Origin of the sequence: Streptomyces similanensis, assembly GCF_039543625.1 — a bacterium.
Classification (GTDB): Bacteria; Actinomycetota; Actinomycetes; order Streptomycetales; family Streptomycetaceae; genus Streptomyces; species Streptomyces similanensis.
In genome coordinates, this window is the sequence record NZ_BAABKC010000125.1 from 13,934 (window position 1) to 34,629 (window position 20,696).

Below are 20,696 nucleotides of genomic sequence, written 5' to 3' on the forward strand. Positions count from 1 at the left end.
GATTGGAGCACCAGCATGTCGCTGGACAAAACCTACAGACTGGTGCCGGGGACGACCATCTTCGACGCCGAGCAGTCCGCCAAGGGCTACCATCTCAACCAGTTCTGCATGTCCCTGATGACTGCGGAGAACCGTGCCGCCTACCTCGCCGAAGAGCGCGCCTACCTGGATGCCTGGCCGTTGCGGGAGGAACAGAAACAGGCACTTCTGAACCGCGATCTCAACGCGGCGATGCGCGAGGGCGGCAACATCTACTTCCTCGCCAAGTGGGGCGCGACACTGGGGTTCTCCTTCCAGCAGATGGCGGGTTCGATGACCGGCATGACCGAGGAGGAGTACCGCGCCATGATGGTCGGCGGCGGTCGCTCCGTGGAGGGCAACCGGATCGACCACGCCGTCCTGGAGGCCGCGCACGCCGACTCGACTCCCCCGGCCGAGCACGCGGTGGTCACCGGCGCGGTCTTCACCTCGCACGTGCCGGCGATCGGCGCGGCGGTGGACCACGGCAAGACCGAAGAGACCTACTGGCAGCCGGTCTTCGAAGGGTACGAGCACTCCAAGGCATGGCAGCGGGAGAACGTCCCCGACGTCGTCTTCCTGGTCTACAACGACCACGCCAGCGCCTTCGACCAGTCGCTGATCCCCACCTTCGTCCTCGGCACCGGCGCCGCCTTCCCCGTCGCCGACGAGGGGTACGGGCCCCGCCCCGTACCCGATGTCGAGGGCGCCCCCGACCTGGCCGCACACATCGCGCACTCGCTCATACGGGACGACTTCGACCTCACCCTCGTCAACGAGATGGCCGTCGACCACGGACTGACCGTCCCGCTGTCGCTGATGTTCGGCGATGTCGAGAAGTGGCCGTGCAAGGTCATCCCGTTCCACGTCAACGTGGTGCAGTACCCCGTCCCCTCGGGCACCCGGTGCTTCCAGCTCGGCCGGGCGCTGCGCAGGGCGATCGAGTCCTACGACCGGCCGCTCAAGGTACAGGTGTGGGGCACCGGCGGCATGAGCCACCAGCTCCAGGGCCCGCGCGCCGGCCTGATCAACAGGGAGTGGGACAACACCTTCCTGGACCGGCTGATCGACGACCCGGCCGCACTGGCCGAGATGCCGCACCTGGAGTACGTCGAGGAGGCCGGGTCCGAGGGGATCGAGCTGGTCATGTGGCTGATCGCCCGCGGCGCGCTGAGCGACGTCGACGACCTGGGCGAGGTCGGGGTCGAGCACCGCTTCTACCACGTGCCGGCGTCCAACACCGCCGTCGGCCACCTGATCCTGGAAAACCGCCCCCGGGCCGAAGCGCCCGCCGAGAAGGAGTGACATGACTGACCACCGGAACCTGCGGATCGCCCTGGCCGGCGGCGGCGCCTTCGGCGCCAAACACGCGGCCGCGCTCCAGCGGATCGAGGGCGTCGAGGTGAGCGCCGTGGTGAGCAGCACCCTGGAAAGCGCGCAGAAGTTCGCGGCGGAACAGGGCGTGGGCCGCGCCGTCGCCTCCCTCGACGAGGTGCTGGCCATGGACGACGTCGACGCCGTCGTCCTCGCCACCCCCACGCAACTGCACGCCGGGCAGACGCTGGCCTGCCTCGAAGCGGGCAAGCACGTCCAGGTCGAGATCCCGCTCGCCGACTCGCTCACCGACGCCGAGGCGTGCCTGGCGGCGCAGGAGCGCACCGGGCTCGTCGCGATGGCGGGCCACACCCGCCGTTTCAACCCCAGCCACCAGTGGGTGCGTCGGCGGATCGAGGCCGGCGAGTTTGGCATCCAGCAGATGGACGTGCAGACGTACTTCTTCCGCCGGAAGAACCTCAACGCGCTCGGCGAGCCGCGTTCGTGGACCGACCACCTGCTGTGGCACCACGCCGCGCACACCGTCGATCTCTTCGCGTACCAGACCGGCTCTCCCCTCGTGCAGGCCAACGCCGTCCAGGGGCCGATCCACCCCGAGCTGGGCATCGCGATGGACATGTCGATCCAGCTGCGCGCGGAGAACGGCGCCATCTGCACCCTGTCGTTGTCGTTCAACAACGACGGACCGCTGGGTACGTTCTTCCGGTACATCGGCGACACCGGCACCTACATCGCCCGCTACGACGACCTGTTCACCGGCAAGGACGAGCCGATCGACGTGAGCGGGACCGACGTGTCGATGGACGGCATCGAACTCCAGGACCGTGAGTTCGTCGCCGCGATTCGCGAGGGCCGTGAGCCGAACTCCTCCCTCGCCCAGGTCATGCCGTGCTACCGGACGCTGGCGGCCCTGGAGCAGCAGCTCGACGCCGCCGCGGGCTCGTGACCGCGGCGCCGGGGAGCGGCACGAGCCGCTCCCCGCGACGGATCGGTCCGTTCGAGGTCCCAGCGGTCGGCCTGGGCTGCATGAACCTGAGCCACGCCTACGGTGTCCCCCCGACGCCGGAGGCGGCCGAGCGGCTGCTTCTGGCGGCGGTCGAGGAGGGCGTCACGCTCTTCGACACGGCCGCGCTCTACGGCTTCGGCGCCAACGAGGAGCTGGTCGGCCGGGTGCTCGCGGGCCACCGGGAGCGGATCGTGCTGGCCAGCAAGTGCGGCATGGCCGGCGTCGACGGACGACGTGTGATCGACGGCCGGCCCGAGACCATCCGGCGTACCGCCGACGAGGCGCTGGCCCGGCTGCGCACCGACGTCATCGATCTCTACTACCTGCACCGCCTCGACCGGGCGGTCCCGGTCGAGGAGAGCGTCGGAGCGATGGCCGAGCTCGTCGAGGCCGGGAAGGTGCGTGCGCTGGGGCTTTCCGAAGTGTCCGCGACGACGCTGCGCAAAGCGCACGCTGTGCACCCCGTCGCCGCGCTGCAGAACGAGTACAGCCTCTGGTCGCGCAACCCCGAACAGGGAACCCTGACGGCCGCCCGCGAACTCGGTGTCGCACTGGTGGCCTTCAGCCCGCTGGCCCGCGGTCTCCTCACCTCCACGCCTCCCGACCCCGACGGCCTGTCATCCGGCGACATCCGACGGGGCATGCCCCGCTTCGGCGCTCGCCACTACCCGGCCAACCTGGAGTTGCGCCGCGTACTGTGGAAGATCGCCGACGATGTCGGCCTCACCCTTCCGCAACTGGCCCTGGCCTGGGTCCTCTCCCGTGGCCCTCACGTCGTGGCCATCCCCGGCACCCGGTCGGTGAGCCACCTGCGGGAGAATATGGCGGTCCTGGACGTGGAGGTACCGGGCGAACTCCTCGCCTCGGCGGGACGGGTGTTGAACGACGCGACCGTCCATGGGGCCCGCTACAACGAGGCCACGCTCGCCGAGATCGACACCGAGCGCTGCGGCAGAGCGGGCTGAAGACGGGGGCAGGGGGCTGTCAGCACGTCAAGGCGGAGCTCTCTCACCGCCGTCGACGGCCCACAGCGAGGGGATGGCGCGCCGACCGGAGAAACCTGGCGAGGGGCGGTCGCACGGAGACCGCCCCTCGATCATGTGGCAACACCCCAGGAGAGGCGTGCACGAGCACGGCCGCGAAGCCGGCGGCCTACGCGCCCCCGCCCTGGTGGCATGTATCGAAGAAGACGCGGAACCGGGTGTCGATGGCTCTACCAGGCCTTTTCGTTCGTATCAGCCGGTTGTTGGTCCGGATGTGCGGTTGACTGATGAGCAGTGGGCGTGGATCGAGCCCGTTGCTCCCGGACCGGACGCCGAGGCTGGGTGGCCGCTGGCTGGACCATCGTGAGGTGATCGACGCGATCGCGAGTCCCACGCGTGCGGCGGTGATCCGGCCGTCGGGAGTGCCGACCGGAACGACGGCGCCGTGCTCATCGAGGGAGAGCGCCGGGTGTGTGTTCGCAGAGGCGGACGCCGAGGCCGAGGCAGGCGCGCTTGCGTCTCCGGGCGAGTCGGGCCGGGCTGACCAGGGCGGTGTCGGCTCGTGGCGGGCAGCCGTTCTCGTCTGCCCGGCGAGCCATGCGGCCTGGTGGGGCTCGGTGGCGCCGGAGGTCCGGCCTCCGGCCGCGACAGCGGCCATCGACTGAGACCGGGAACGCACCGTCTCTCTCGCCGTCTTCACCGGCCCCGACGAGGACCATGTCGAGATGAGGGGTCGCGTTCCTCGGCGACGAGGGCGGTTTACAGACCGGTGTGTCCGCCGCCGACGACCAGGAGGCCGCAGGTGGCGGAGCCGGTCAGGGTGGGGGTGGCCTTGGCGCGGAGCGCGTCGTCGAGCCAGAACGTGGTCGGTGGCGTCGGGGAGAGCCGACCACCCTGCGGGCATGGAGATCGTCGCACCCGCCCGCAGGGTGGCGGCCCACCGCAGGCTCCCCTGTGCGGAAGGGGGGGGAAGGGTCCGATGCCTGCGGGTTCTGTGGGGGGCTCGGGAGCGGGCGTGGAGTGCCGCCCGCCGACCCCGGTTCACGATCGGGATGCCTGCGTCGGGACACCCGTCGTTCGTCGCGGGGCACGGCGGGGTGCCGGTGCCCTCAACCCGGCGGACCGGTCAGGCGTAGTGGCGGTAGACGGCCTGCGCGACGCAGGCCGGCTTGTCGCTGCCTTCGACCTCGACGGTGAACGTCAGGGGCATCTGCACGCCGTTGCCCTTGACCTCCTCCACGGCGCCGACGGCACCGTGCAGACGGATCTTCGCGCCGACCGGCACGGGGCTGGGGAAACGGACCTTCTCCAGGCCGTAGTTGACACTCATCTTCGTGCCGGTGATCTCCAGGAGTTCACCGAAGAGCGGGATGATGAGGGAAAGCGTCAGGTAGCCGTGGGCGATCGGGCCGCCGAAGGGGCCGTCCTTGGCCTTCTCCGGGTCCGTGTGGATCCACTGGTGGTCGTCGGTGGCGTCGGCGAAGGTGTTCACCCGCTGCTGCGTGATGTCGAGCCAGTCGGTTCGGCCGAGGTCGGCTCCGGTCAGGGCCTTCAGTTCGTCGAGGCCATTCGCGGTGGTGGGCATGGTGGATCCTTCCGATGGTGCGGACGGCGCAAGTCGCCGTCCAGGGGATGATGTGCGCGGGTGTGGGTCAGGCCCGCGGACGGTCGCCGGTACCGGGGCCGAGGCCGGCCCCGTACGTGCCGCGGACGGCGGGCTTGATGATCTTTCCGGAGGCCGTACGGGGCAGGGCTTCCGTCAGGACGAGGGATTTGGGGATCTTGTACTTGGCGAGTCGGCCTTGCAGATGGCCGAGGATGTCGTCCTGGTCGGCGCGGGCGCCGGGGGCGAGGACGACGACGGCCCGGCCGACCTCGCCCCAGACCGGGTCGGGCACGCCGATGACGGCGCATTCGGCGACGGCGGGGTGAGTGAGGAGCACGTCCTCGACTTCGGCCGGGTAGACGTTCTCGCCGCCCGAGACGTACATGTCCTTGACCCGGTCGACGATGTAGGCGTACCCGTCCTCGTCCGTCCGGGCGACGTCGCCGGTGCGCAGCCAGCCGCCTTGCGCGAAGGCGTCCTCGGTGTCCTCGGGCCGGTTCCAGTAGCCGGACATCACGTGAGGGCCCTGGACCAGTACCTCGCCGCGCTCGCCCGGCCCGGCCTCGCTGCCGTCCGGCAGGACGACACGGGTGTCGGTGAAGAAGTGCGGCACCCCGGCGGAGCCGGCCTTGGCCGAGGTCTGTTCCCGGTCCAGATAGAGGACGCCGGGGGACGCCTCGGTCATGCCGTAGCCCTGGCTGAAGGCGAGGCCGCGGTGGAGGTAGGCGGCGATGGTGCGGGCGGGCACGGGGGCACCGCCGCAGTTGAGGGAGCGCAGGCTGGACAGGTCCGTGCCCTCCCATCGGGGGCGGGCGGCCATGGCGTCGTACATGGTGGGTACGCCGAACATGTACGTGACGCCCAGGTCCTCGATCAGTTCCAGGACGCGTTCGGCGTCGAAGGCTTTGAGGAGGACCACCCGGCCGCCCTTGAGCAGGGTCGGCAGGCAGGTCATGTTGAGGCCGGCGGTGTGGAACAGCGGCGCCACGACGAGGGTGACCTCGTCGCCGGCCAGGTCGGTGTCGACGAGGACGTTGACGCTGTTCCAGGTGATGTTGGCGTGGGAGAGGACGGCGCCCTTGGGGCGGCCCGTGGTCCCGGAGGTGTACATGATCATGCACGGTTCCTCGGGCGCCACGGCCTCGTCCAGCGGCCCGGCCTCGGCGCCGGCGAGCAGTTCCTCGTAGCCGAGGGCGCCGTCCTCGTCGGGTCCCGCGACCGCGATCCGGTGCCGTACGCCCGCCTCGGCCGCCGCGGTGCGGGCCGTTTCGGCCTGCTCGGGTGCGTGGACGAGGACGGTGCTGCCCGAGTCGGTGAGGTTGAACGCCAGTTCCGGTGCCGCCAGTCGGGTGTTGAGCGGGACGAAGACCGCACCCAGCGCCCCGGCGGCGAACAGGGTCTCCAGGAACGCCGGATGGTTGGGACCGAGGTAGGCGACGCGGTCACCGCGCCCTGTACCCAGGGCGCGAAGGGCGTGGGCGAGGCGCAGGACCCGCTCGTGTAGCTCGCGGTAGGTCAGGGTGCGGCTGTCGTGGACGACGGCGACGCGGTCGGGAGTCTTGCGGGCTCTGCGTGCCGGCCAGGAGCCGATGCCTTGGTTCAACACGGGCGGTTCCTTCAGTCGGTGAGGAGGCCGAGCAGGCGGGCGGCGTTCTCCTTGAGGATCTTCGGCCGGACCTCGGGCTTGATGTCGAGCTTCTCGAAGTCGGCGAGCCACCGGTCGGGGGTGATCACCGGGTAGTCGGATCCGAAGAGGACCTTGTCCTGGAGCAGCGAGTTGGCATAGCGCACCAGCTGCGGCGGGAAGTACTTCGGCGACCAGCCCGAGAGGTCGATGTAGACGTGTGGCTTGTGGGTGGCCACGGCCAGCGCCTCGTCCTGCCAGGGAAAAGAGGGGTGGGCCAGGATGATGCGCAGTTGCGGGAAGTCCACGGCCACGTCGTCGACGTGCAGGGGGTTGGAGTACTTCAGCCGGATTCCGCCGCCCCCCGGGACGCCGGCGCCGATACCCGTCTGACCGGTGTGGAAGAGCGCCGGAACCCCTAGTTCCTGGATCACCTCGTACAGGGGGTAGGCCATCCGGTCGTTGGGGAAGAAGGCCTGGATGCTGGGGTGGAACTTGAAACCGCGGACACCGTGGTGCTCCACCAGGCGGCGTGCCTCCCTCGCCCCCGCGCGGCCCTTGTGCGGGTCGATGCTGGCGAAGGGGATCAGTGTGTCGGCGTGGGCCGCGCAGCTCTCGGCGATCTCCTCGTTCGAGATCCGTGGATGTCCGGTGGCGTGCTCGGCGTCCACGGTGAACACCACTGCGGCCATGCGGCGTTCACGGTAGTGCTCGGCCATCTCGTCGATGGTGGGCTGCCGGTGGCCGTGGGCCTTGAAGTAGTCAGCGGACGCGCCGAACAGTTCGGGGCTCAGCGCCCCGTGTCCGTCCTTCGACACCTCGGCGTGCGTGTGCACGTCGATGGCGGTCAGCCGGTCCAGGTCGAGTGCGAGGTCGCTCATCTCAGGCTCCCGGCGCAGTGGGAGCGTCCTCGGGTGCCTTGGGGGCCGGAATGCCGTAGGTCTCCGGCTCGGCGCCGACGCCGGCGTGCCACTCGGCGGCGATGGCGTCGGCACTCCAGCCTCCGTCGGCGAAGGCGACCGCCTTCTCCTGGGGGTGCGCCCAGAGGGCCAGCCGGTCACCGCCGATGCCGATGGCCTGGCCGGTGACGTCCTGGGAGGCGTCCGAGGCGAGGAAGGTGATGAGTCCGGCGACGTCCTCGACGGTGCCGAGGCCCTCCTCCTTGCGCAGCCAGTCGGGCAGCGGCTCGCCGGTGCGCTCGGACTCGGCGATCACCGGGGCGAAGGCCGGGATGGTCTTGGTCATCTCGGTGGCGGCTACGGGCACGACCGCGTTGACCGTGACGCCGGCCCTGGCCAGCTCCAGAGCCCAGGTCCGCGCCATGGCCACGATGCCCGCCTTGGCGGCCGCGTAGTTGGTCTGGCCGAAGTTGCCGCGCTGTCCGGCGGGCGAGGAGATGAGCACGATACGGCCGCCGGTCCCCTGCTCCCGCATGTGCACCGCGGCGGCGCGGGCGCAGGTGAAGGTGCCGCGCAGATGCACCTTCACGACGGCGTCGAAGTCGTCGTCGGTCATCTTCCACAGCACGCGGTCGCGCAGGATGCCCGCGTTGGTGACCAGGACGTCCAGGCGCCCGTACTCCCGCACCGCGGTTTCCACCAGATGCTGGGCCTGTTCGCTGTCGCCCACCGCGGCCACAGCGCCGGCGGCCTTCCCGCCTTCCGCGGTGATCGTGGCGACCGCGGCGTCGACCGTCTCGGAGTCGACGTCGTTCACGACGACGGCGGCCCCGGCCGCGGCGAGGGCCCGAGCATAGGCCAGTCCCAGGCCGCGTCCGCTTCCGGTGACGATGGCGACCTTGCCGTGCAGATCCATGGGAAGAACCTTTCGTGCGAAGAAGAGAGGCGGCCGGACCACGGCGACCGCTCCGAAACAATCGACAGGAATCCTGTTGAACGTCAGTTTTCTCAATCAACAGGATTGCTGTCAATGGGCTAGGGTGCGTGGTGACCGACGTCCCATGGACCCAGCGGAGGAACGGCATGGCCGCACTCGCCTCGCGGAACAGGAACAGGAGAGTGCCCGCGTGAGTTCCTCGCTCCTCTACCTGGTCAAGCGGTTGGAGCTGGCGGTGCGTGCCCGGCTTGAGGAGATGCTGAAACCGGCCGGCATCACCGCGCTGCAGTACACCGCTCTGACGGTGCTGGAGCGGCAGGACGGAGTCTCGGCGGCCCAGCTCGCACGAGATTCCTTCGTCACCGCTCAGACCATGGCGGACATGGTGCGCGCCTTGGAGAGCCGCGATCTGATCCGCCGTGAACCCAATCCCCGCAACAGGCGGGAGCGGCTCATCCTGCTGACCGGCACGGGCCGTCGGCTGCTGGCCGAGTACGCCGAGCCGGCGAAGGGCCTCGAGGACCGTATGACCGCCGAACTGAGTGCCGACGAGACCGAATGGTTCCGGGACGCGCTGAACCGCGCGCGGCGCGGGCTTTCCTGAGCCGCCTCCGGGCGCGGAGTTCCGTGTTCTCGTCCCGGACCGGACGCCCGCACCCGTTCCCGCGGCCGGACTACCGCAACGCGTACATACGGATCACGACGACGTCATCGCCGTCGGGACGGGCCAGCCCGACGAACACGGTCTCGGAAAGCCACCGGTGGGCGGGGGCGTCGGTACGGAAGACGGGCGAGGTCCGGTAGTAGTGCCCCGCCTCCGCGACCTGGAGGTCGCCGTCGTACTGGTCAGGACTGTCGGGTGCGGGGTGGTAGAAGCCCCGGTTGACGATGTCGATCACCGCCCCGTCCTCGGCCTGGATCAGGTAGCGCGCGTCCAGTTCGCAGACCTCGCCGCGGGTGTTGCTCCAGTCGCCTCCTCCGGACAGCACCTTCCCCTGTAGGCGGGGGCCGTGCACACTGCCGCCGACGATGGGCGTGAACTCGGTGGTCTCTCCCTCTCCGTGGCCGATGTGCAGAGTCCGGGCGACGTGGGCGCGGATCTCGAAGACGAACTCGAGAGCGGGGGTGAAGGGCATGGCAGTACTCCGATTCTGCGAAACGGCCCCCTTGTTCGGCGACGGCCGGTCGGGGGCGACCGTATCTCCACGGCGGGGAGCGCGGGTTCCGGTGCCGCCGACGTGACGGCGCGCCGGGTGGTCCGGCCGACCGCGGGACGGCGGCCGGGACTGTGTCTTCAGTGTCGATGCCTTCAGAGGGTCGACGGACGGCGAGCGCCGGGTTGCTCTCCGCGGAGAGCAACCCCGGACTTTCCCGCCCGCCGCCACCCCGTCGCGTCGGGTGGGCCTGGTGGACCCGCCTGCCGCGGGCCGACGGTGCGTCGGCCCGCGAGTGTGGCGGGTGTCTCGAGCGCCGGGTGGTGTCAGGCTTCCCGGTCCCAGACCCGGATCGCGGGCGTCCGGTCCTCAATGACCTGGGCGGCGTCGAGGACGAGGTCCTCCTCGAAACGGCCGCCGACGAGCTGCACTCCCACCGGCAGACCGCCGTCCAGCGCGACCGGCAGGGTGACGGCGGGGAATCCGAGGATCGGGACCGCGGTCATCGGCCACATGGCCGAGAACAGCTCGCGGTTGCGGTCCGGCCCCGCCTGGTCCGCGTCCTGCTCGAAGGGGAGTTCGGCGCAGGCCGGCGTGAGCAGCAGCCGCTGCCTGCCGAGGAGTTCCTGCAGCCGGGTGATCAGGGTGGCGCGCCGCGCCCAGCCGTTGATGTAGGTCTCCAGTGAGGGGCGTTCGCCCCACACCTCGGCGGCGTATCCGAAGTGGCCTCCCAGCGCGGTGCGGATCGCCTCGTCGCCCAGTTGCTGCACGACCGGTAGGATGAGGCGGATGTCCTCGGTGATCAGCAGTGCCCACAGCCGCGCGGCCTCGGTGAGCAGGGACAGCTGGTCGACTTCCTCGACGGCGTAGCCGGCATCCGCCAGGCGGGCCGCGGCCGCGTCAAGGGCTCGGTCGACGGCCGCGTCGTTCTTGACGTCGGCGTTGCCCCGTACCACGGTGACGGCGATCTGGTCGGCGGGCCGTGCCGCGGCGGGGAACGCCGGGACGCCCTGTGGCATGCGCAGATCAGGGACGCTCATGGCGTGCAGTGCCAGGCGGGCGTCGGCCACGTTGCGGGCCAGCGGGCCCTGTACGGCGCAGTTGTGGACGGTGGGCGGGAAATCCAGTTCCACCGGTCCGTCGGGGGTGTCAGCGAAGGCGGGCGGCCCGTAGTCGGAGACGCGGCCCACGGTGGGGCGCACTCCCACCACGCCGCAGCAGGCCGCGGGGAAGCGAATCGAGCCGCCGATGTCGTTGCCCTGGGCGAGCGGCGTCATGCCCGCGGCCAGGCTGCTGGCGGAGCCACCGCTGGAGCCGCCGGGCGTGCGGTCCGCGTCCCACGGGTTGAGCGTCCGGCCGTACAGCTCGTTGGTGGAGAACCAGCGGAACGAGAAGCCGGGAGAATTGGATCGGCCGAGCGGAACGGCGCCCGCCTCGCGCAGCGCGGTGACGCACGCCGCGTCGGCGGTCGCCGTCCGGCCCGCCAGGGCGGCCACTCCGTTACTGGTGGCGTATCCCTCCTGGTCGGTATTGATCTTGATGGACACGGGGATCCCGTGCAGCGGCCCCAGTTCGCCGCCGGCGGCCACCTGCGCGTCGGCCCGGCGGGCGGCGGCGAGCGCCTCCTCCGGGCGCACGTCCACCAGCGCGTTCAGCCGGGGGTTGGTCTCCGCGATGCGGTTCAGACAGGACCGTACGAGTTCCTCGGAGGAGACCTCGCGGGTCCGGATGGCCGCGGCCAGTTCGGTGGCGGAACGCTGCCACAGGGCTGTGGACGGGTCGGGCTTGCCCAAGGGACACCTCTTCGGAAAAGGCCTGGCCCACCGGCTTCGGCACGGTGCGCGGGGCGGTACGAGAAGGGGGAGGCGGACGGCGCCCGGCGGATTGAGTCCCGGCCGACGGCGGCGCCGCGCGGTACGTCGTGATCAAACGACGTTGTATTACGCGGTCAGACTGCGGCCCTGCCGCACGCCGTGTCAACCCCTGAGTGGGTTCGTCATGGGACCGGGGCGGCGTCGGACCGCGCGGCACAGGTCCCGGATCAATCCGTCGCGGCCGACTCGGGCCGCAGGGCTCCCAGCAGGGCGAGGACGGCCGACGTGACCCGCTCGCCTCGCTCGGCGGTCCAGCATTCGGCGTCCTCCAGGGTGGACAGCCAGAAGCCCCGCAGGACCAGGTGCAGGATGTCGGCGCCGAGTGACGGGTCGGGCAGTCCCGCCTCGGCGACCAGGGAGGCCATCTCCTCGCGGTTTCGCCGGGAGGTCGCCTGCCGTCTGCGCTCCACCTCGGGGCCGGCCCCCGCTCCCGCGCTGGCGATCTCCATCATCAGTCGGCGCAGAACCTCGTCGTCGTCCTCGGTGGTGCACATCCAGCGCAGAGCGGCTTTCAGCCGCTCGGGACCGCTGGTGCCCTCAAGTGCCCCTGCCATCTCCCGGGCCCACTCCTCCTCGGCCCGGCGCAGTGCGTTGAGCATGAGGGCACTGCGGCTGGAGACGTAATTGGTGACCATCGCGGTCGACCCGCCCAGTCGGGCCGCGACGGCGCGGATGGTGACTGAGCGGACGCCGCGCTCTCGGGCTACCTCGATGGTGGCGGCGGCGATCGCGTCCAGTCGCCGGGCCTCGTCTACCTCAATCGGCATGTTGCGAACCCTAAACCAGAGGGTTGACCAGAAAACATCTTGCTGCAATGTTGTCACGCAACGCCGTTACATCACGGCGTCTTATCTCGATCCGGAGCCCTTCATGCCCCTTGTCTTCGAGCGGATCGACGCCGCACCCGTTCCCCCTCAGGCCCGGCAGCACTGGGTACGCATGCGCGACGGTGTGCGGCTGGCGACCGATCTCTATCTCCCCGAAGACCACGCGACGGAGGGGGAGCGGCCGGACGGCGGCCTGCCCACCGTCCTGATCCGCCTGCCGTACGACAAGAACAGCAAGTACGTCTACAGCGACCACATCGCCGGCGTCTTCACCTCCTGCGGCTACGCCGTCGTGGTCCAGGACGTGCGCGGCAAGTTCCGCTCCGGCGGCCGCACCCTGCCCTTTCTGAGGGAGCCCCTGGACGGCTACGACACCATCGAATGGATCGTCCGCCAGCCCTGGTCCGACGGCGCGGTGGGCATGTTCGGCGACTCCTACTACGGCTTCACCCAGTGGGCCGCCGTAGCCTCCGAGCATCCGGCCCTGCGCGCCATCGTGCCCCGGGTGACCACGGTGGACTTCAACGCCACCGTCCGCCGCTGGGATTCGGAAACCGCGCGGACCGGAAAGCCGGTATGGCTGGAGGGCATCGAGTACTACGCCCACCACTGGGTCGGGAACGCCGGCTACGAATACGAGCCGGACCGCACGGTGCGCCCGTTCATCGAGCAGTACGAGCAGGTCTTCGCCGCCATCGGCGCTCGCTCCACCTGGTTCGACCTGCTGGCCCCCGGCCATACCGATGTCCTGCACGCGCTGGGCCGCCACCCCTTCGACGCCCGTCCCGTCCCCGTCCTGCACTGCGTGGGTTGGTACGACAACATCGGTCTGCCCAACATGCGCGACTACCTTGCGCTGGCAGTCCGGCCCGCGTGGAACGCCGTGCAGTACCTGTGGGCCGGCGCCATCGATCACGAGAACTACCAGCTGGACCTGGCTCCCGTGGCGCCGGAGAACGACCACGGCGCCGACGAGGAGGCGCTGAAGCGGATGATGGCCGGCTACACCGGCCCGGCCGTGGAGTTCTTCGAGGTCTTCCTCAAGGGGACCCGCCCGGCCTCCTCGCTCGCCAGGGTCACCTGGGAACTCGGCCACGCCGGCTGGCGCACCGCGGAGTCGTGGCCCCCGCCCGGCGCCGTCGAGCACGTCCTGCACCTGGGAGCTCCCGCCGACGCCGTGCGATCCCTTCCCGGCGGCACCCTGGCCGACGAGGCCACCGAGGGCGAGGAGAGCGTCCAGTGGGCGTACGATCCTGAGTCGCCCGTTCCCTCGGCCGTCCCCGACTCCTTCGCCTACCTGCAACACCACCCCGATGTCGCGGACACCGTCGCCCGCGACGACGTGCTCGTCTTCAGCGGACCGGCGCTCACCAGCCCGCTGGACCTGGCGGGACCGGTCACCCTGGACCTGCACGTCTCCAGTTCCGCCCCGGTTTTCGACGTCTTCGCCCGGCTCCTCGACGTCGCCCCCGACGGGTCCGCCCGCATGATCGTGCGCGGGCAGACCACCGTGCGTCAGGAACCGGCCGGAGACGAGACGCCGATCGAGCTCGGCCACACCGGCTACCGGCTTCGCGCCGGGCACCGACTCGCGCTCATGCTGGCCAGCAGCGACTACCCGATGTACCTGCCCGCCTCCGGCAGCACCGAGAACCCCTGGACCGTCTCCGTCGCCAAGCCCAGCACCCAGACCCTGCGCACCGGAGCGGCGGCCCCCTCCCGGCTGACCGTCACCACTGCGCCGCCCATGGCCGGCTGACCACGGCCACCGCCCGCAGACGGCCGGCGCCACGCGACCGGGCCGCTGCGAGAAACCGCGGCACGAACGGTGACCGGCTGGTCGCAACCGACCGGACCGGCTGTCCGGCACCGCACACCCGCACCATCGAACGCCCGACGGCCCCCACCGGCCGAACGCCACTCACCCGCACGGCACCGCGTTTGAAGGACCCCTCGCCTGAAGCCCGACGCACCGATCAGGAGCACCTCCATGCCCGCTCCCCGAGCCAGCCTCGCGCTCACCGCCGCAGCCGCCCTGTTCGCCCTCACCGCCTGCTCCTCCGGCGGCGGGAACGGCGGCGACGACTCCAGCGCCGCCCCGAAGCTCACCACCACCACGCCCGCCGCCGGCGGCAGTCTCGACCGCGTCACCTGGAACCTTCCCATGGGAGAACCCAGCACCCTGGACCCGGCGAAGGTCGGTGACTACTCGCCCAACACCGTCGAGGCCAACCTCTGCGACCCGTTGCTGCGGCTACGCGCCGACTACTCCATCGCTCCCGGCCTCGCCACCGCCTGGCACCAGCCGGATCCCAAGACCCTCGTCCTCGACCTGCGCAAGGGCGTCACCTTCTGGGACGGCCGGCCGATGACGGCAGCCGACGTCGTGGCCAGCCTGCGGCGCCAGCAGGATCCCGCCACCCAGAGCGTCAACACCGCCGCCCTGGCGAACGTCTCCTCGATCACCGCCTCCGGCGACCACCAGGTGACCGTCCGCTTCCGGGTCCCCGACGCGCTCTTTCTGAAGAACCTCGTCAACGGCTTCGGCGCGGTCAACGAAGCCGCCTACCTCAAGAAGGCGGGCACCTCGTACGGAACGGCCAAGGGCGGCCTGATGTGCACCGGCCCGTTCCGGCTGACCAGCTGGCGCTCCGGTGACGCGATCACCGTGACGCGCAACGACCGGTACTGGGACACCTCGCTCCGGCCGAAGGCCAAGACCGTCGAATTCAAGTTCATCACCGACGGCTCCACCCTGACCGCCGCACTGCTGTCCGGGCAGATCGACGGAAGCTACGAGATCTCCTCCACCTCCGCCAGGGCCCTGCGCAACTCGGACATCGGCACCCTCTACTACGGGCCCTCGGCACAGACCGTGTTCCTCTATCCGACCAGCCCCGACTCCCCGCTCGCCGACCCGCGGGTGGCGCAGGCCCTGTCCCTGGTCACCGACCGGGATGCTTTGATCAGCAACGTCTTCGACGGCGCCGCCCGCAAGCAGAAGACGTTCATGCCCCAGCTGATCTGGAAGAACGGCGACGCCGCAAAGGTCTACGCCAAGGGCTACGACGCGCTGCCCCCCGTTCCGGCCGTCGACGTCGCGAAGGCCAAGAAGCTCGTCGGCGAGGCCGCTCCCCGCCGTCGCACCATCACCGTCGCCACCGCCGCCGGGGACCAGCAGTCCCTCCAGACGCTCACCTTCCTGCGAGCCGGAGCCGAGAAGATCGGCCTGAAGATCGACATCAAGCAGCTCCAGCCCACCCAGCTCTCCGGTCTGTTCTACGACCCCACGCTGCGCAAGGGCCTGGACGCCACCATGGTCCTCGGATATGTCGAGGTGCCCGACCCCATCGGCTACGTCGACATGTTCACCTCGCCCAAGTCGCCCCTGAACTGGACGCACTACGACAACGGCAAGGTCGTCTCGCTGCTCGAGCGAGCCCGCGCGAGCACCGACCCCGCCGCCTCCGCGGAGCTGTTCAACCAGGCCCAGAGCCTGTACTCGAAGGACCTGCCGATCGTGCCGATCGTCAACCCCTACGAGCGGATGTTCCTGAACAAGCGGCTCAGCGGAGCTCCCGCCTCCTTCGCCTACATCAACATGCCCTGGGCCGCGCTGCTCGGCGCGACCGGCAAGGGGGACTCGTGATCTGGCGCTTCGTCGCCCGCCGGGCGGCCATGCTGGTGGTCACCGCCCTCGTCGCCAGCATCGTCGTCTACGCCGCTCTGTTCATCTCACCCGGTGACCCCGCCACCCTGCTCACGGGCGGCGGCAAGCCCCCCAGCGCCCATCTGCTCGCCGAGATCCACCGCCAGTACCACCTCGACGATCCGTTCGCGCAGAGCTACTGGCGCTGGCTGAGCGGGATGCTGCACGGTGACGCCGGACAGTCCCTCAGCTACCGCACCTCGGTCAGCCACCTGATCACCGACCGCATGGGCAACACCCTCTTCCTCGTCGCCTACGCCGCCATCCTGATCATCGTGCCGGGCGTCGTGCTCGGCACCCTGGCCGCACTACGCGGAGGCTGGGCCGAGACCCTGGTGACGGCGGCGACCACCGCACTGATGGCCGTGCCCACCTTCGTCATGGCCGTCCTGCTGATCTGGTGGCTCTCCGTCTCCCTGGGCTGGTTCCCGGCCTACGGAGCGGGCAGCGGCTTCGGGGGGCGCGTCGAACACCTGACACTGCCCGCGCTGGCGCTCGCCGCCTCCTGGCTCGCCTACGTCACCCAGGTCACTCGCTCCGCCGTCCGCACCGAACTCGCCTCGGAGCACGTCCAGACCGCCCGCAGCCGCGGTATTCCCGAGCGTTTCGTCGTTCGCAAGCATGTGCTGCGCAACGCCTCCGGACCGATCTTCTCCGTCTCCGGTGTCGCGATCGCCGGACTGATCGCCGGCTGCGCCGTCGTGGAGCAGGCCTTCGGCCTCAACGGCGTCGGCGCCCTGCTGATCCAGAGCGCTGCCAAGCAGGACCTCGCCGTGGTACAGGCCCTCGCGCTGATCAGTGTCGTCCTGTTCGTCGCCGTCAACACGGTCGTCGACATCGTCTCCGTCGCACTCGACCACCGCCTCTTGCTGGAGGGCGCCGCATGACCAGCTACCAGATCGCCGCAGCCGTGCGGCGGCCCGGCCGGTTCGGCCGGCTGCGCGCCCTGGCCCGGGGACGGAGCACACTGGTCGCCGCGGGCCTGGTCGTCGCCGTCGTGGTGCTGGTCGCGGTGTTCGCCCCCGTCATCGCGCCCTACGACCCCAACGCGGTCGATCCCATGGCCGTCTACCAGGGCAGCTCGCCCGCTCACTGGTTCGGCACCGACGACACCGGCCGGGACATCCTCTCCCGCATGCTCTACGGAGCCCGCCCCAGTCTTATCGGGCCGGCCCTTGTCACCGTGGCGTCCGGGGTCCTGGGCACCCTCCTCGCGGTGACCGCCGCCTGGTTCGGCGGCTGGTGGGACCGGATCATCTCCGGCGCCCTCGACGTGATCTTCGGCTTCCCAGGTCTGGTGCTCGCCGTCACCGGGGCCGCGGTCTTCGGCGCCGGCCTGAGGATCGCCGTGGTCACCCTCTCCATCGCCTACCTGCCCTATATAGCCCGGGTGGTGCGCGGCGCGGCCCTGCGCGAACGCCGGTTGCCCTACATATCCGCCCTGCTCATGCTCGGGGTGCCCAGTTGGCGCGTGTGCCTGCGCCACCTCCTGCCCAACCTGCTGCCACTCATCCTCGTCCAGGTGACGACGTCCTTCGGCTACATCCTGCTCGACGTGGCCGCGTTCTCGTTCATCGGGCTGGGCACCCAGCCGCCGGATCCCGAATGGGGTCTGATGGTCGCGGGCGGCACCTCCGGCATCCTCGCCGGCCGGGCCGAGCAGTCGCTGTACGCGGGCCTGGTGATCGTCGTGTTCGTCATCGCCTGCAACCTGCTCGGCAGCGGCCTGTCCCAACGCCTTCTGGGAGAAGACCGATGACCACCCCCGGCCCACGCGAGGCCTCGTCCGCCGCCCTGCTGGAGATCGAGGGACTGCGCGTCACTCTGCCCGTCAAGGGCGAATCCCGTACCGTCCTGCACCACGTCGACCTCACCGTCCCCGCCGGAACCTCGGTAGGGCTGGTCGGCGAGTCGGGCTCGGGCAAGTCGCTCACCGCCCGCGCGGTGCTGCGCCTGCTTCCGGCCGGCGCACGGCTCAGCGGCGACATCCGCTACGACGGAGTATCCGTCCCCGCGATGGACCCGACCGCGCTGCGCCGGATGCGTTCCCGGGAGGCCGCCATGGTCTTCCAGGACCCCCGCGCCCACATCAACCCCGTGCGCACCATCGGCGACTTCCTCACCGAGGGCCTGACCACCACCCGCGGGGTACGCCGCAAGGACGCCGAGGAGAGCGCGGCGGCCCTGTTGCGCGACGTCGGCATCGCCGACGCGTCCCGCAGGCTGCGCCAGCGGCCCTCGGAGCTCTCCGGCGGCCTGCTGCAACGCGTCATGATCGCCTCCGCGCTGGCCACGGAACCCCGGCTGCTGCTGGCCGACGAGCCCACCACCGCGCTCGACGTCACCACCCAGTCGGAAGTGATGGCCATCATCGAGGAGAACCGCGTACGGCGCGGTCTGGCGATGCTCTTCATCACCCACGATCTGGCCCTGGCCGCCGCCGTGTGCGACCGGATCGCGGTGATGTACGCCGGCACTGTCGTGGAGGAACTCCCCGCGGTCGAACTGCACGGAGGAGCCCGACACCCCTATACCCGCGCCCTGCTGGCCTCCCGCCCTGACCCGGGCGCGCGGGACGGCGAGCTGCGAGCGGTCAAGGGACGGCCCCTGTCGGCCTTCGAAGCGGGCCCCGGATGCCCGTTCGCACCGCGGTGCGCCTTCGCCCAGGAAGTCTGCCGCACCGACAGGCCGCCGCACCGCCCCGTCGGCGACAGCATCACGGCATGCCACTTCCCATTGGGCGAGACCGTGCCGACCCGGAAGTCCGGGACCGAGATGGTGACGGAGAGCCGCCAGGAGGACCACGCATGAACCGCACCACGCCCCAGGACGCGGCCACCGAGGACACGTCCACCGACGCACCGGCGCTGGAAGTGAGGGGGCTGCGGAAGACCTTCGGCGATTTCACCGCAGTGGACGGGGTGGACCTGACCTTGCCTCAGGGCGGTTCACTGGCCGTCGTGGGGGAGTCCGGCTCGGGCAAGACGACGACCGCCCGGATGATCGCCGGCCTGGAGACGCCGACGGCCGGATCGGTGCGCCTCAACGGCCGGGAGCGCTTCGCCGCACCCCGGTCGCGCGGGGCTGCCCGCAGACAGTTCGCCCAGGAGATCCAGATGGTCTTCCAGGATCCCTACGCCTCGCTCGACCGCCGGCAGCGGGTCCGCGACTGTCTCAGCGAAGTGGTCGCTCTGCACACCGGCTTGCGCGGTTCGGAACTCGACGCCCGGGTGGGCGAGCTGATCGACCAGGTCGGCCTCGATGCCCGCCAGGCCGGCTCACTGCCCCGGGCGCTCTCGGGCGGCCAGCGGCAGCGCGTCGCCATCGCCAGGGCGCTCGCCGTGCGCCCGCGCGTGTTGCTCCTGGACGAGGCGATCGCCGCTCTCGACGTCTCCGTGCAGGCGCAGATCCTCTCCCTGCTGAGATCCATCCGGGAGAACAGCGGCGTCGCCTATCTGTTCATCACGCACGACCTCGGTGTCGTACGGCACGTCTGCGAGGACATCGTCGTGATGAACCAGGGCCGGATCGTGGAGCGAGGCCCTGTGTCCTCCGTCCTCACCGAGCCGCAGCACCCCTACACGCGGGACCTTCTCGCGTCCGTGCCCCGCCTCGGCTGGAAACCGGTTCGCCGCGACCACGCTCGAACGCTCGCGGTGGAGGAGTAGCAGGAGTCGTCGAAACGTCGCGGCAGGACGCGACCGGCCGGCGGCGGGAAGCGGCCGCGACGAAGGTCCGTCCGACCGGGCCGGAAGCCGGACCACCCCCCCCGCTATGTTTTTCGCGGTCCTGCAATGGGGCCGCTGGCCTCCGGGCCCCGGCCTGACTGTTTCCCCTGTCGAAAGCATGACCTGGGGGCGGTGTCACCGGGCCCGGAAGGTGCCGTCAGAGACACTGATCAGAGGCCCGACTACCACCCCGCCGAGCGCAACGCCCGGCATCTGGTGGGCGGCAGGTCTGCATATCGTGGATGCGCGCGAGCGGACGTCCTTTGCCGTCGCAGGCGAGGTGGATTTTGGTCGTCGGTTCGCCTCGGGATCGGCCGAGGGCGTGATCGTCCGGTTCGTCCGGCCAATGGATCCCTCTTTTCGGCCGGTGGCGGCAGCCTGCTGGTGAGCACGGACGATGGTGGAGTCGATCTGGACGGGCCGGTCGACGTCGCCGGCCGCTTCCGCGGAAGCCTGGATCTGTTGGAGAGCCCGAGTGAAGACGCCGTCCCGTGCGTAGCGGCGGAAACGGGTGTTCCAGCAGGTCACGCCAGGAGATCGCGGTCCGGATCTTGTAGACCGTCTCGTTGATGATCTGCCGGTCTTCCGCTCGCGGTCGGCCCGTTGCAGCCCGCGGTATGAGTGGAGCAAGTAACTCCCACTCGTGATCGGTGAGTTCATGGCGGCGTATGACACCGCCATGATCCACGATCCGATGATCTTTGAAGACGGACCCCAGCGCTCGAACTACGGCCTGTCGTCCTGTGCTTCGTCCAACGGCTGCTTCACGAAGGTCGCCCAGGACGGTTCCGCCAACCTCCCGACCGCCGACAGCGGCTGGGTCGGCGAGTCCTCCCTCGACCTCTACATGGTCTCCGTCATCTGCCTCAATTGCAGTATCACGCTCGTCGAAGCCGACTGCTCCGAGGTCGCCGAGCGGGTCGCCGTCTAGGCAGTTTCGTTTGGATCAGTCGGTCGTTGGTCCGGGTGTGCCGTTGACTGATGCGCAGTGGGCGC

The 20,696-nt window shown here is 70.3% G+C and carries 20 protein-coding genes; 11 read left to right on the top strand and 9 right to left on the bottom strand.

Going from position 1 to position 20,696, the window contains the following annotated elements; all coding sequences use genetic code 11:
* The first annotated feature begins 15 nt into the window (after nt 1–15).
* Genes ligA through ABEB07_RS34160 form a run of 3 tightly spaced genes read left to right on the top strand, consistent with a single transcriptional unit; the run spans nt 16 to nt 3,324 of the window.
* Nucleotides 16–1,323 carry a protocatechuate 4,5-dioxygenase subunit alpha gene (gene ligA, locus ABEB07_RS34150; RefSeq protein WP_345671922.1) on the top strand — a complete coding sequence of 436 codons (1,308 nt, stop codon included), beginning with the start codon at nt 16–18 and terminating at the stop codon, nt 1,321–1,323.
* A 1-nt stretch (nt 1,324) separates the two neighbouring features.
* On the top strand, nt 1,325–2,299 hold the full coding sequence (locus ABEB07_RS34155; RefSeq protein ID WP_345671924.1) for a Gfo/Idh/MocA family oxidoreductase: 975 nt from the start codon (nt 1,325–1,327) through the stop codon (nt 2,297–2,299).
* Nucleotides 2,296–3,324, top strand: coding sequence for an aldo/keto reductase (locus ABEB07_RS34160; RefSeq protein ID WP_345671926.1), 1,029 nt, complete (start codon nt 2,296–2,298; stop codon nt 3,322–3,324). The genes ABEB07_RS34155 and ABEB07_RS34160 overlap by 4 nt, the downstream gene beginning before the upstream one ends.
* Nucleotides 3,325–4,101: 777 nt before the next feature.
* On the opposite strand, the gene ABEB07_RS34165 is transcribed toward ABEB07_RS34160, so the two are convergent.
* The 5 genes from ABEB07_RS34165 to ABEB07_RS34185 form a co-directional block, all read right to left on the bottom strand.
* Nucleotides 4,102–4,260 (bottom strand): hypothetical protein, encoded by a 159-nt coding sequence (locus ABEB07_RS34165; protein ID WP_345671947.1) that lies wholly within the window; start codon nt 4,258–4,260, stop codon nt 4,102–4,104.
* Nucleotides 4,261–4,468: 208 nt separating this feature from the next.
* Entirely contained in the window at nt 4,469–4,927 is a 459-nt protein-coding gene (locus ABEB07_RS34170) for a MaoC family dehydratase (RefSeq protein ID WP_345671927.1), read from the bottom strand.
* A 67-nt stretch (nt 4,928–4,994) separates the two neighbouring features.
* Nucleotides 4,995–6,554 (bottom strand): acyl-CoA synthetase, encoded by a 1,560-nt coding sequence (locus ABEB07_RS34175; protein WP_345671928.1) that lies wholly within the window; start codon nt 6,552–6,554, stop codon nt 4,995–4,997.
* Nucleotides 6,555–6,565: 11 nt separating this feature from the next.
* Entirely contained in the window at nt 6,566–7,453 is an 888-nt protein-coding gene (locus tag ABEB07_RS34180) for an amidohydrolase family protein (protein ID WP_345671929.1), read from the bottom strand.
* A gap of 1 nt (nt 7,454) precedes the next feature.
* A complete protein-coding gene (locus ABEB07_RS34185) occupies nt 7,455–8,387 on the bottom strand; it encodes an SDR family oxidoreductase (protein ID WP_345671931.1) in 933 nt (310 codons plus the stop codon).
* 145 nt (nt 8,388–8,532) lie between these two features.
* Here ABEB07_RS34185 and ABEB07_RS34190 point away from each other — a divergent pair, with 145 nt between their 5' ends.
* The gene (locus ABEB07_RS34190) at nt 8,533–9,012 is read left to right on the top strand and encodes a MarR family winged helix-turn-helix transcriptional regulator (protein WP_425589131.1); all 480 of its coding nucleotides are present in this window, start codon (nt 8,533–8,535) and stop codon (nt 9,010–9,012) included.
* 70 nt (nt 9,013–9,082) lie between these two features.
* Here ABEB07_RS34190 and ABEB07_RS34195 read toward each other — a convergent pair whose 3' ends face one another.
* The 3 genes from ABEB07_RS34195 to ABEB07_RS34205 form a co-directional block, all read right to left on the bottom strand.
* Entirely contained in the window at nt 9,083–9,544 is a 462-nt protein-coding gene (locus tag ABEB07_RS34195) for a DUF3237 domain-containing protein (protein WP_345671933.1), read from the bottom strand.
* A gap of 344 nt (nt 9,545–9,888) precedes the next feature.
* Complete coding sequence (locus tag ABEB07_RS34200; RefSeq protein WP_345671934.1) at nt 9,889–11,355, bottom strand: amidase; 1,467 nt, start codon at nt 11,353–11,355, stop codon at nt 9,889–9,891.
* Nucleotides 11,356–11,603: 248 nt separating this feature from the next.
* Nucleotides 11,604–12,203 carry a TetR/AcrR family transcriptional regulator gene (locus ABEB07_RS34205; RefSeq protein WP_345671935.1) on the bottom strand — a complete coding sequence of 200 codons (600 nt, stop codon included), beginning with the start codon at nt 12,201–12,203 and terminating at the stop codon, nt 11,604–11,606.
* Between the two features lie 103 nt (nt 12,204–12,306).
* Here ABEB07_RS34205 and ABEB07_RS34210 point away from each other — a divergent pair, with 103 nt between their 5' ends.
* The 6 genes from ABEB07_RS34210 to ABEB07_RS34235 all read left to right on the top strand — a co-directional run bounded on the left by ABEB07_RS34210 (nt 12,307) and on the right by ABEB07_RS34235 (nt 19,640).
* On the top strand, nt 12,307–14,022 hold the full coding sequence (locus tag ABEB07_RS34210; protein ID WP_345671936.1) for a CocE/NonD family hydrolase: 1,716 nt from the start codon (nt 12,307–12,309) through the stop codon (nt 14,020–14,022).
* A gap of 231 nt (nt 14,023–14,253) precedes the next feature.
* Nucleotides 14,254–15,912 carry an ABC transporter substrate-binding protein gene (locus tag ABEB07_RS34215; protein WP_345671937.1) on the top strand — a complete coding sequence of 553 codons (1,659 nt, stop codon included), beginning with the start codon at nt 14,254–14,256 and terminating at the stop codon, nt 15,910–15,912.
* Nucleotides 15,909–16,859, top strand: coding sequence for an ABC transporter permease (locus tag ABEB07_RS34220; RefSeq protein ID WP_345671939.1), 951 nt, complete (start codon nt 15,909–15,911; stop codon nt 16,857–16,859). Before ABEB07_RS34215 ends, ABEB07_RS34220 begins: the two co-directional genes overlap by 4 nt.
* The gene (locus ABEB07_RS34225) at nt 16,856–17,731 is read left to right on the top strand and encodes an ABC transporter permease (RefSeq protein WP_345671940.1); all 876 of its coding nucleotides are present in this window, start codon (nt 16,856–16,858) and stop codon (nt 17,729–17,731) included. The genes ABEB07_RS34220 and ABEB07_RS34225 overlap by 4 nt, the downstream gene beginning before the upstream one ends.
* Nucleotides 17,728–18,783: an ABC transporter ATP-binding protein gene (locus tag ABEB07_RS34230; RefSeq protein ID WP_345671942.1), complete on the top strand. Its 1,056-nt coding sequence runs from the start codon at nt 17,728–17,730 to the stop codon at nt 18,781–18,783. The genes ABEB07_RS34225 and ABEB07_RS34230 overlap by 4 nt, the downstream gene beginning before the upstream one ends.
* Nucleotides 18,780–19,640 (top strand): ABC transporter ATP-binding protein, encoded by an 861-nt coding sequence (locus tag ABEB07_RS34235; protein ID WP_345671943.1) that lies wholly within the window; start codon nt 18,780–18,782, stop codon nt 19,638–19,640. Before ABEB07_RS34230 ends, ABEB07_RS34235 begins: the two co-directional genes overlap by 4 nt.
* A 217-nt stretch (nt 19,641–19,857) precedes the next feature.
* Here the strand turns inward: ABEB07_RS34235 and ABEB07_RS39360 are convergent, their stop codons facing one another.
* Complete coding sequence (locus ABEB07_RS39360; protein ID WP_425589132.1) at nt 19,858–20,388, bottom strand: transposase; 531 nt, start codon at nt 20,386–20,388, stop codon at nt 19,858–19,860.
* On the opposite strand from ABEB07_RS39360, the gene ABEB07_RS34240 reads away from it, so the two are divergent.
* Nucleotides 20,380–20,631: a hypothetical protein gene (locus tag ABEB07_RS34240; RefSeq protein ID WP_345671944.1), complete on the top strand. Its 252-nt coding sequence runs from the start codon at nt 20,380–20,382 to the stop codon at nt 20,629–20,631. The genes ABEB07_RS39360 and ABEB07_RS34240 overlap by 9 nt on opposite strands.
* The last annotated feature ends 65 nt before the right edge of the window (nt 20,632–20,696 follow it).

What these genes read in the sequence shown, in the direction of transcription:
- ABEB07_RS34195 (WP_345671933.1), bottom strand. Translation starts at nt 9,544, where the DNA reads ATGCCCTTCACCCCCGCTCTCGAGTTCGTCTTCGAGATCCGCGCCCAC.
- ABEB07_RS34155 (WP_345671924.1), top strand. Translation starts at nt 1,325, where the DNA reads ATGACTGACCACCGGAACCTGCGGATCGCCCTGGCCGGCGGCGGCGCC.
- ABEB07_RS34230 (WP_345671942.1), top strand. Translation starts at nt 17,728, where the DNA reads ATGACCACCCCCGGCCCACGCGAGGCCTCGTCCGCCGCCCTGCTGGAG.
- ABEB07_RS34180 (WP_345671929.1), bottom strand. Translation starts at nt 7,453, where the DNA reads ATGAGCGACCTCGCACTCGACCTGGACCGGCTGACCGCCATCGACGTG.
- ABEB07_RS34210 (WP_345671936.1), top strand. Translation starts at nt 12,307, where the DNA reads ATGCCCCTTGTCTTCGAGCGGATCGACGCCGCACCCGTTCCCCCTCAG.
- ABEB07_RS34185 (WP_345671931.1), bottom strand. Translation starts at nt 8,387, where the DNA reads ATGGATCTGCACGGCAAGGTCGCCATCGTCACCGGAAGCGGACGCGGC.
- ABEB07_RS34225 (WP_345671940.1), top strand. Translation starts at nt 16,856, where the DNA reads ATGACCAGCTACCAGATCGCCGCAGCCGTGCGGCGGCCCGGCCGGTTC.
- ABEB07_RS34170 (WP_345671927.1), bottom strand. Translation starts at nt 4,927, where the DNA reads ATGCCCACCACCGCGAATGGCCTCGACGAACTGAAGGCCCTGACCGGA.
- ABEB07_RS34240 (WP_345671944.1), top strand. Translation starts at nt 20,380, where the DNA reads ATGATCCACGATCCGATGATCTTTGAAGACGGACCCCAGCGCTCGAAC.
- ABEB07_RS34190 (WP_425589131.1), top strand. Translation starts at nt 8,533, where the DNA reads ATGGACCCAGCGGAGGAACGGCATGGCCGCACTCGCCTCGCGGAACAG.
- ABEB07_RS34205 (WP_345671935.1), bottom strand. Translation starts at nt 12,203, where the DNA reads ATGCCGATTGAGGTAGACGAGGCCCGGCGACTGGACGCGATCGCCGCC.
- ligA (WP_345671922.1), top strand. Translation starts at nt 16, where the DNA reads ATGTCGCTGGACAAAACCTACAGACTGGTGCCGGGGACGACCATCTTC.
- ABEB07_RS34235 (WP_345671943.1), top strand. Translation starts at nt 18,780, where the DNA reads ATGAACCGCACCACGCCCCAGGACGCGGCCACCGAGGACACGTCCACC.
- ABEB07_RS34215 (WP_345671937.1), top strand. Translation starts at nt 14,254, where the DNA reads ATGCCCGCTCCCCGAGCCAGCCTCGCGCTCACCGCCGCAGCCGCCCTG.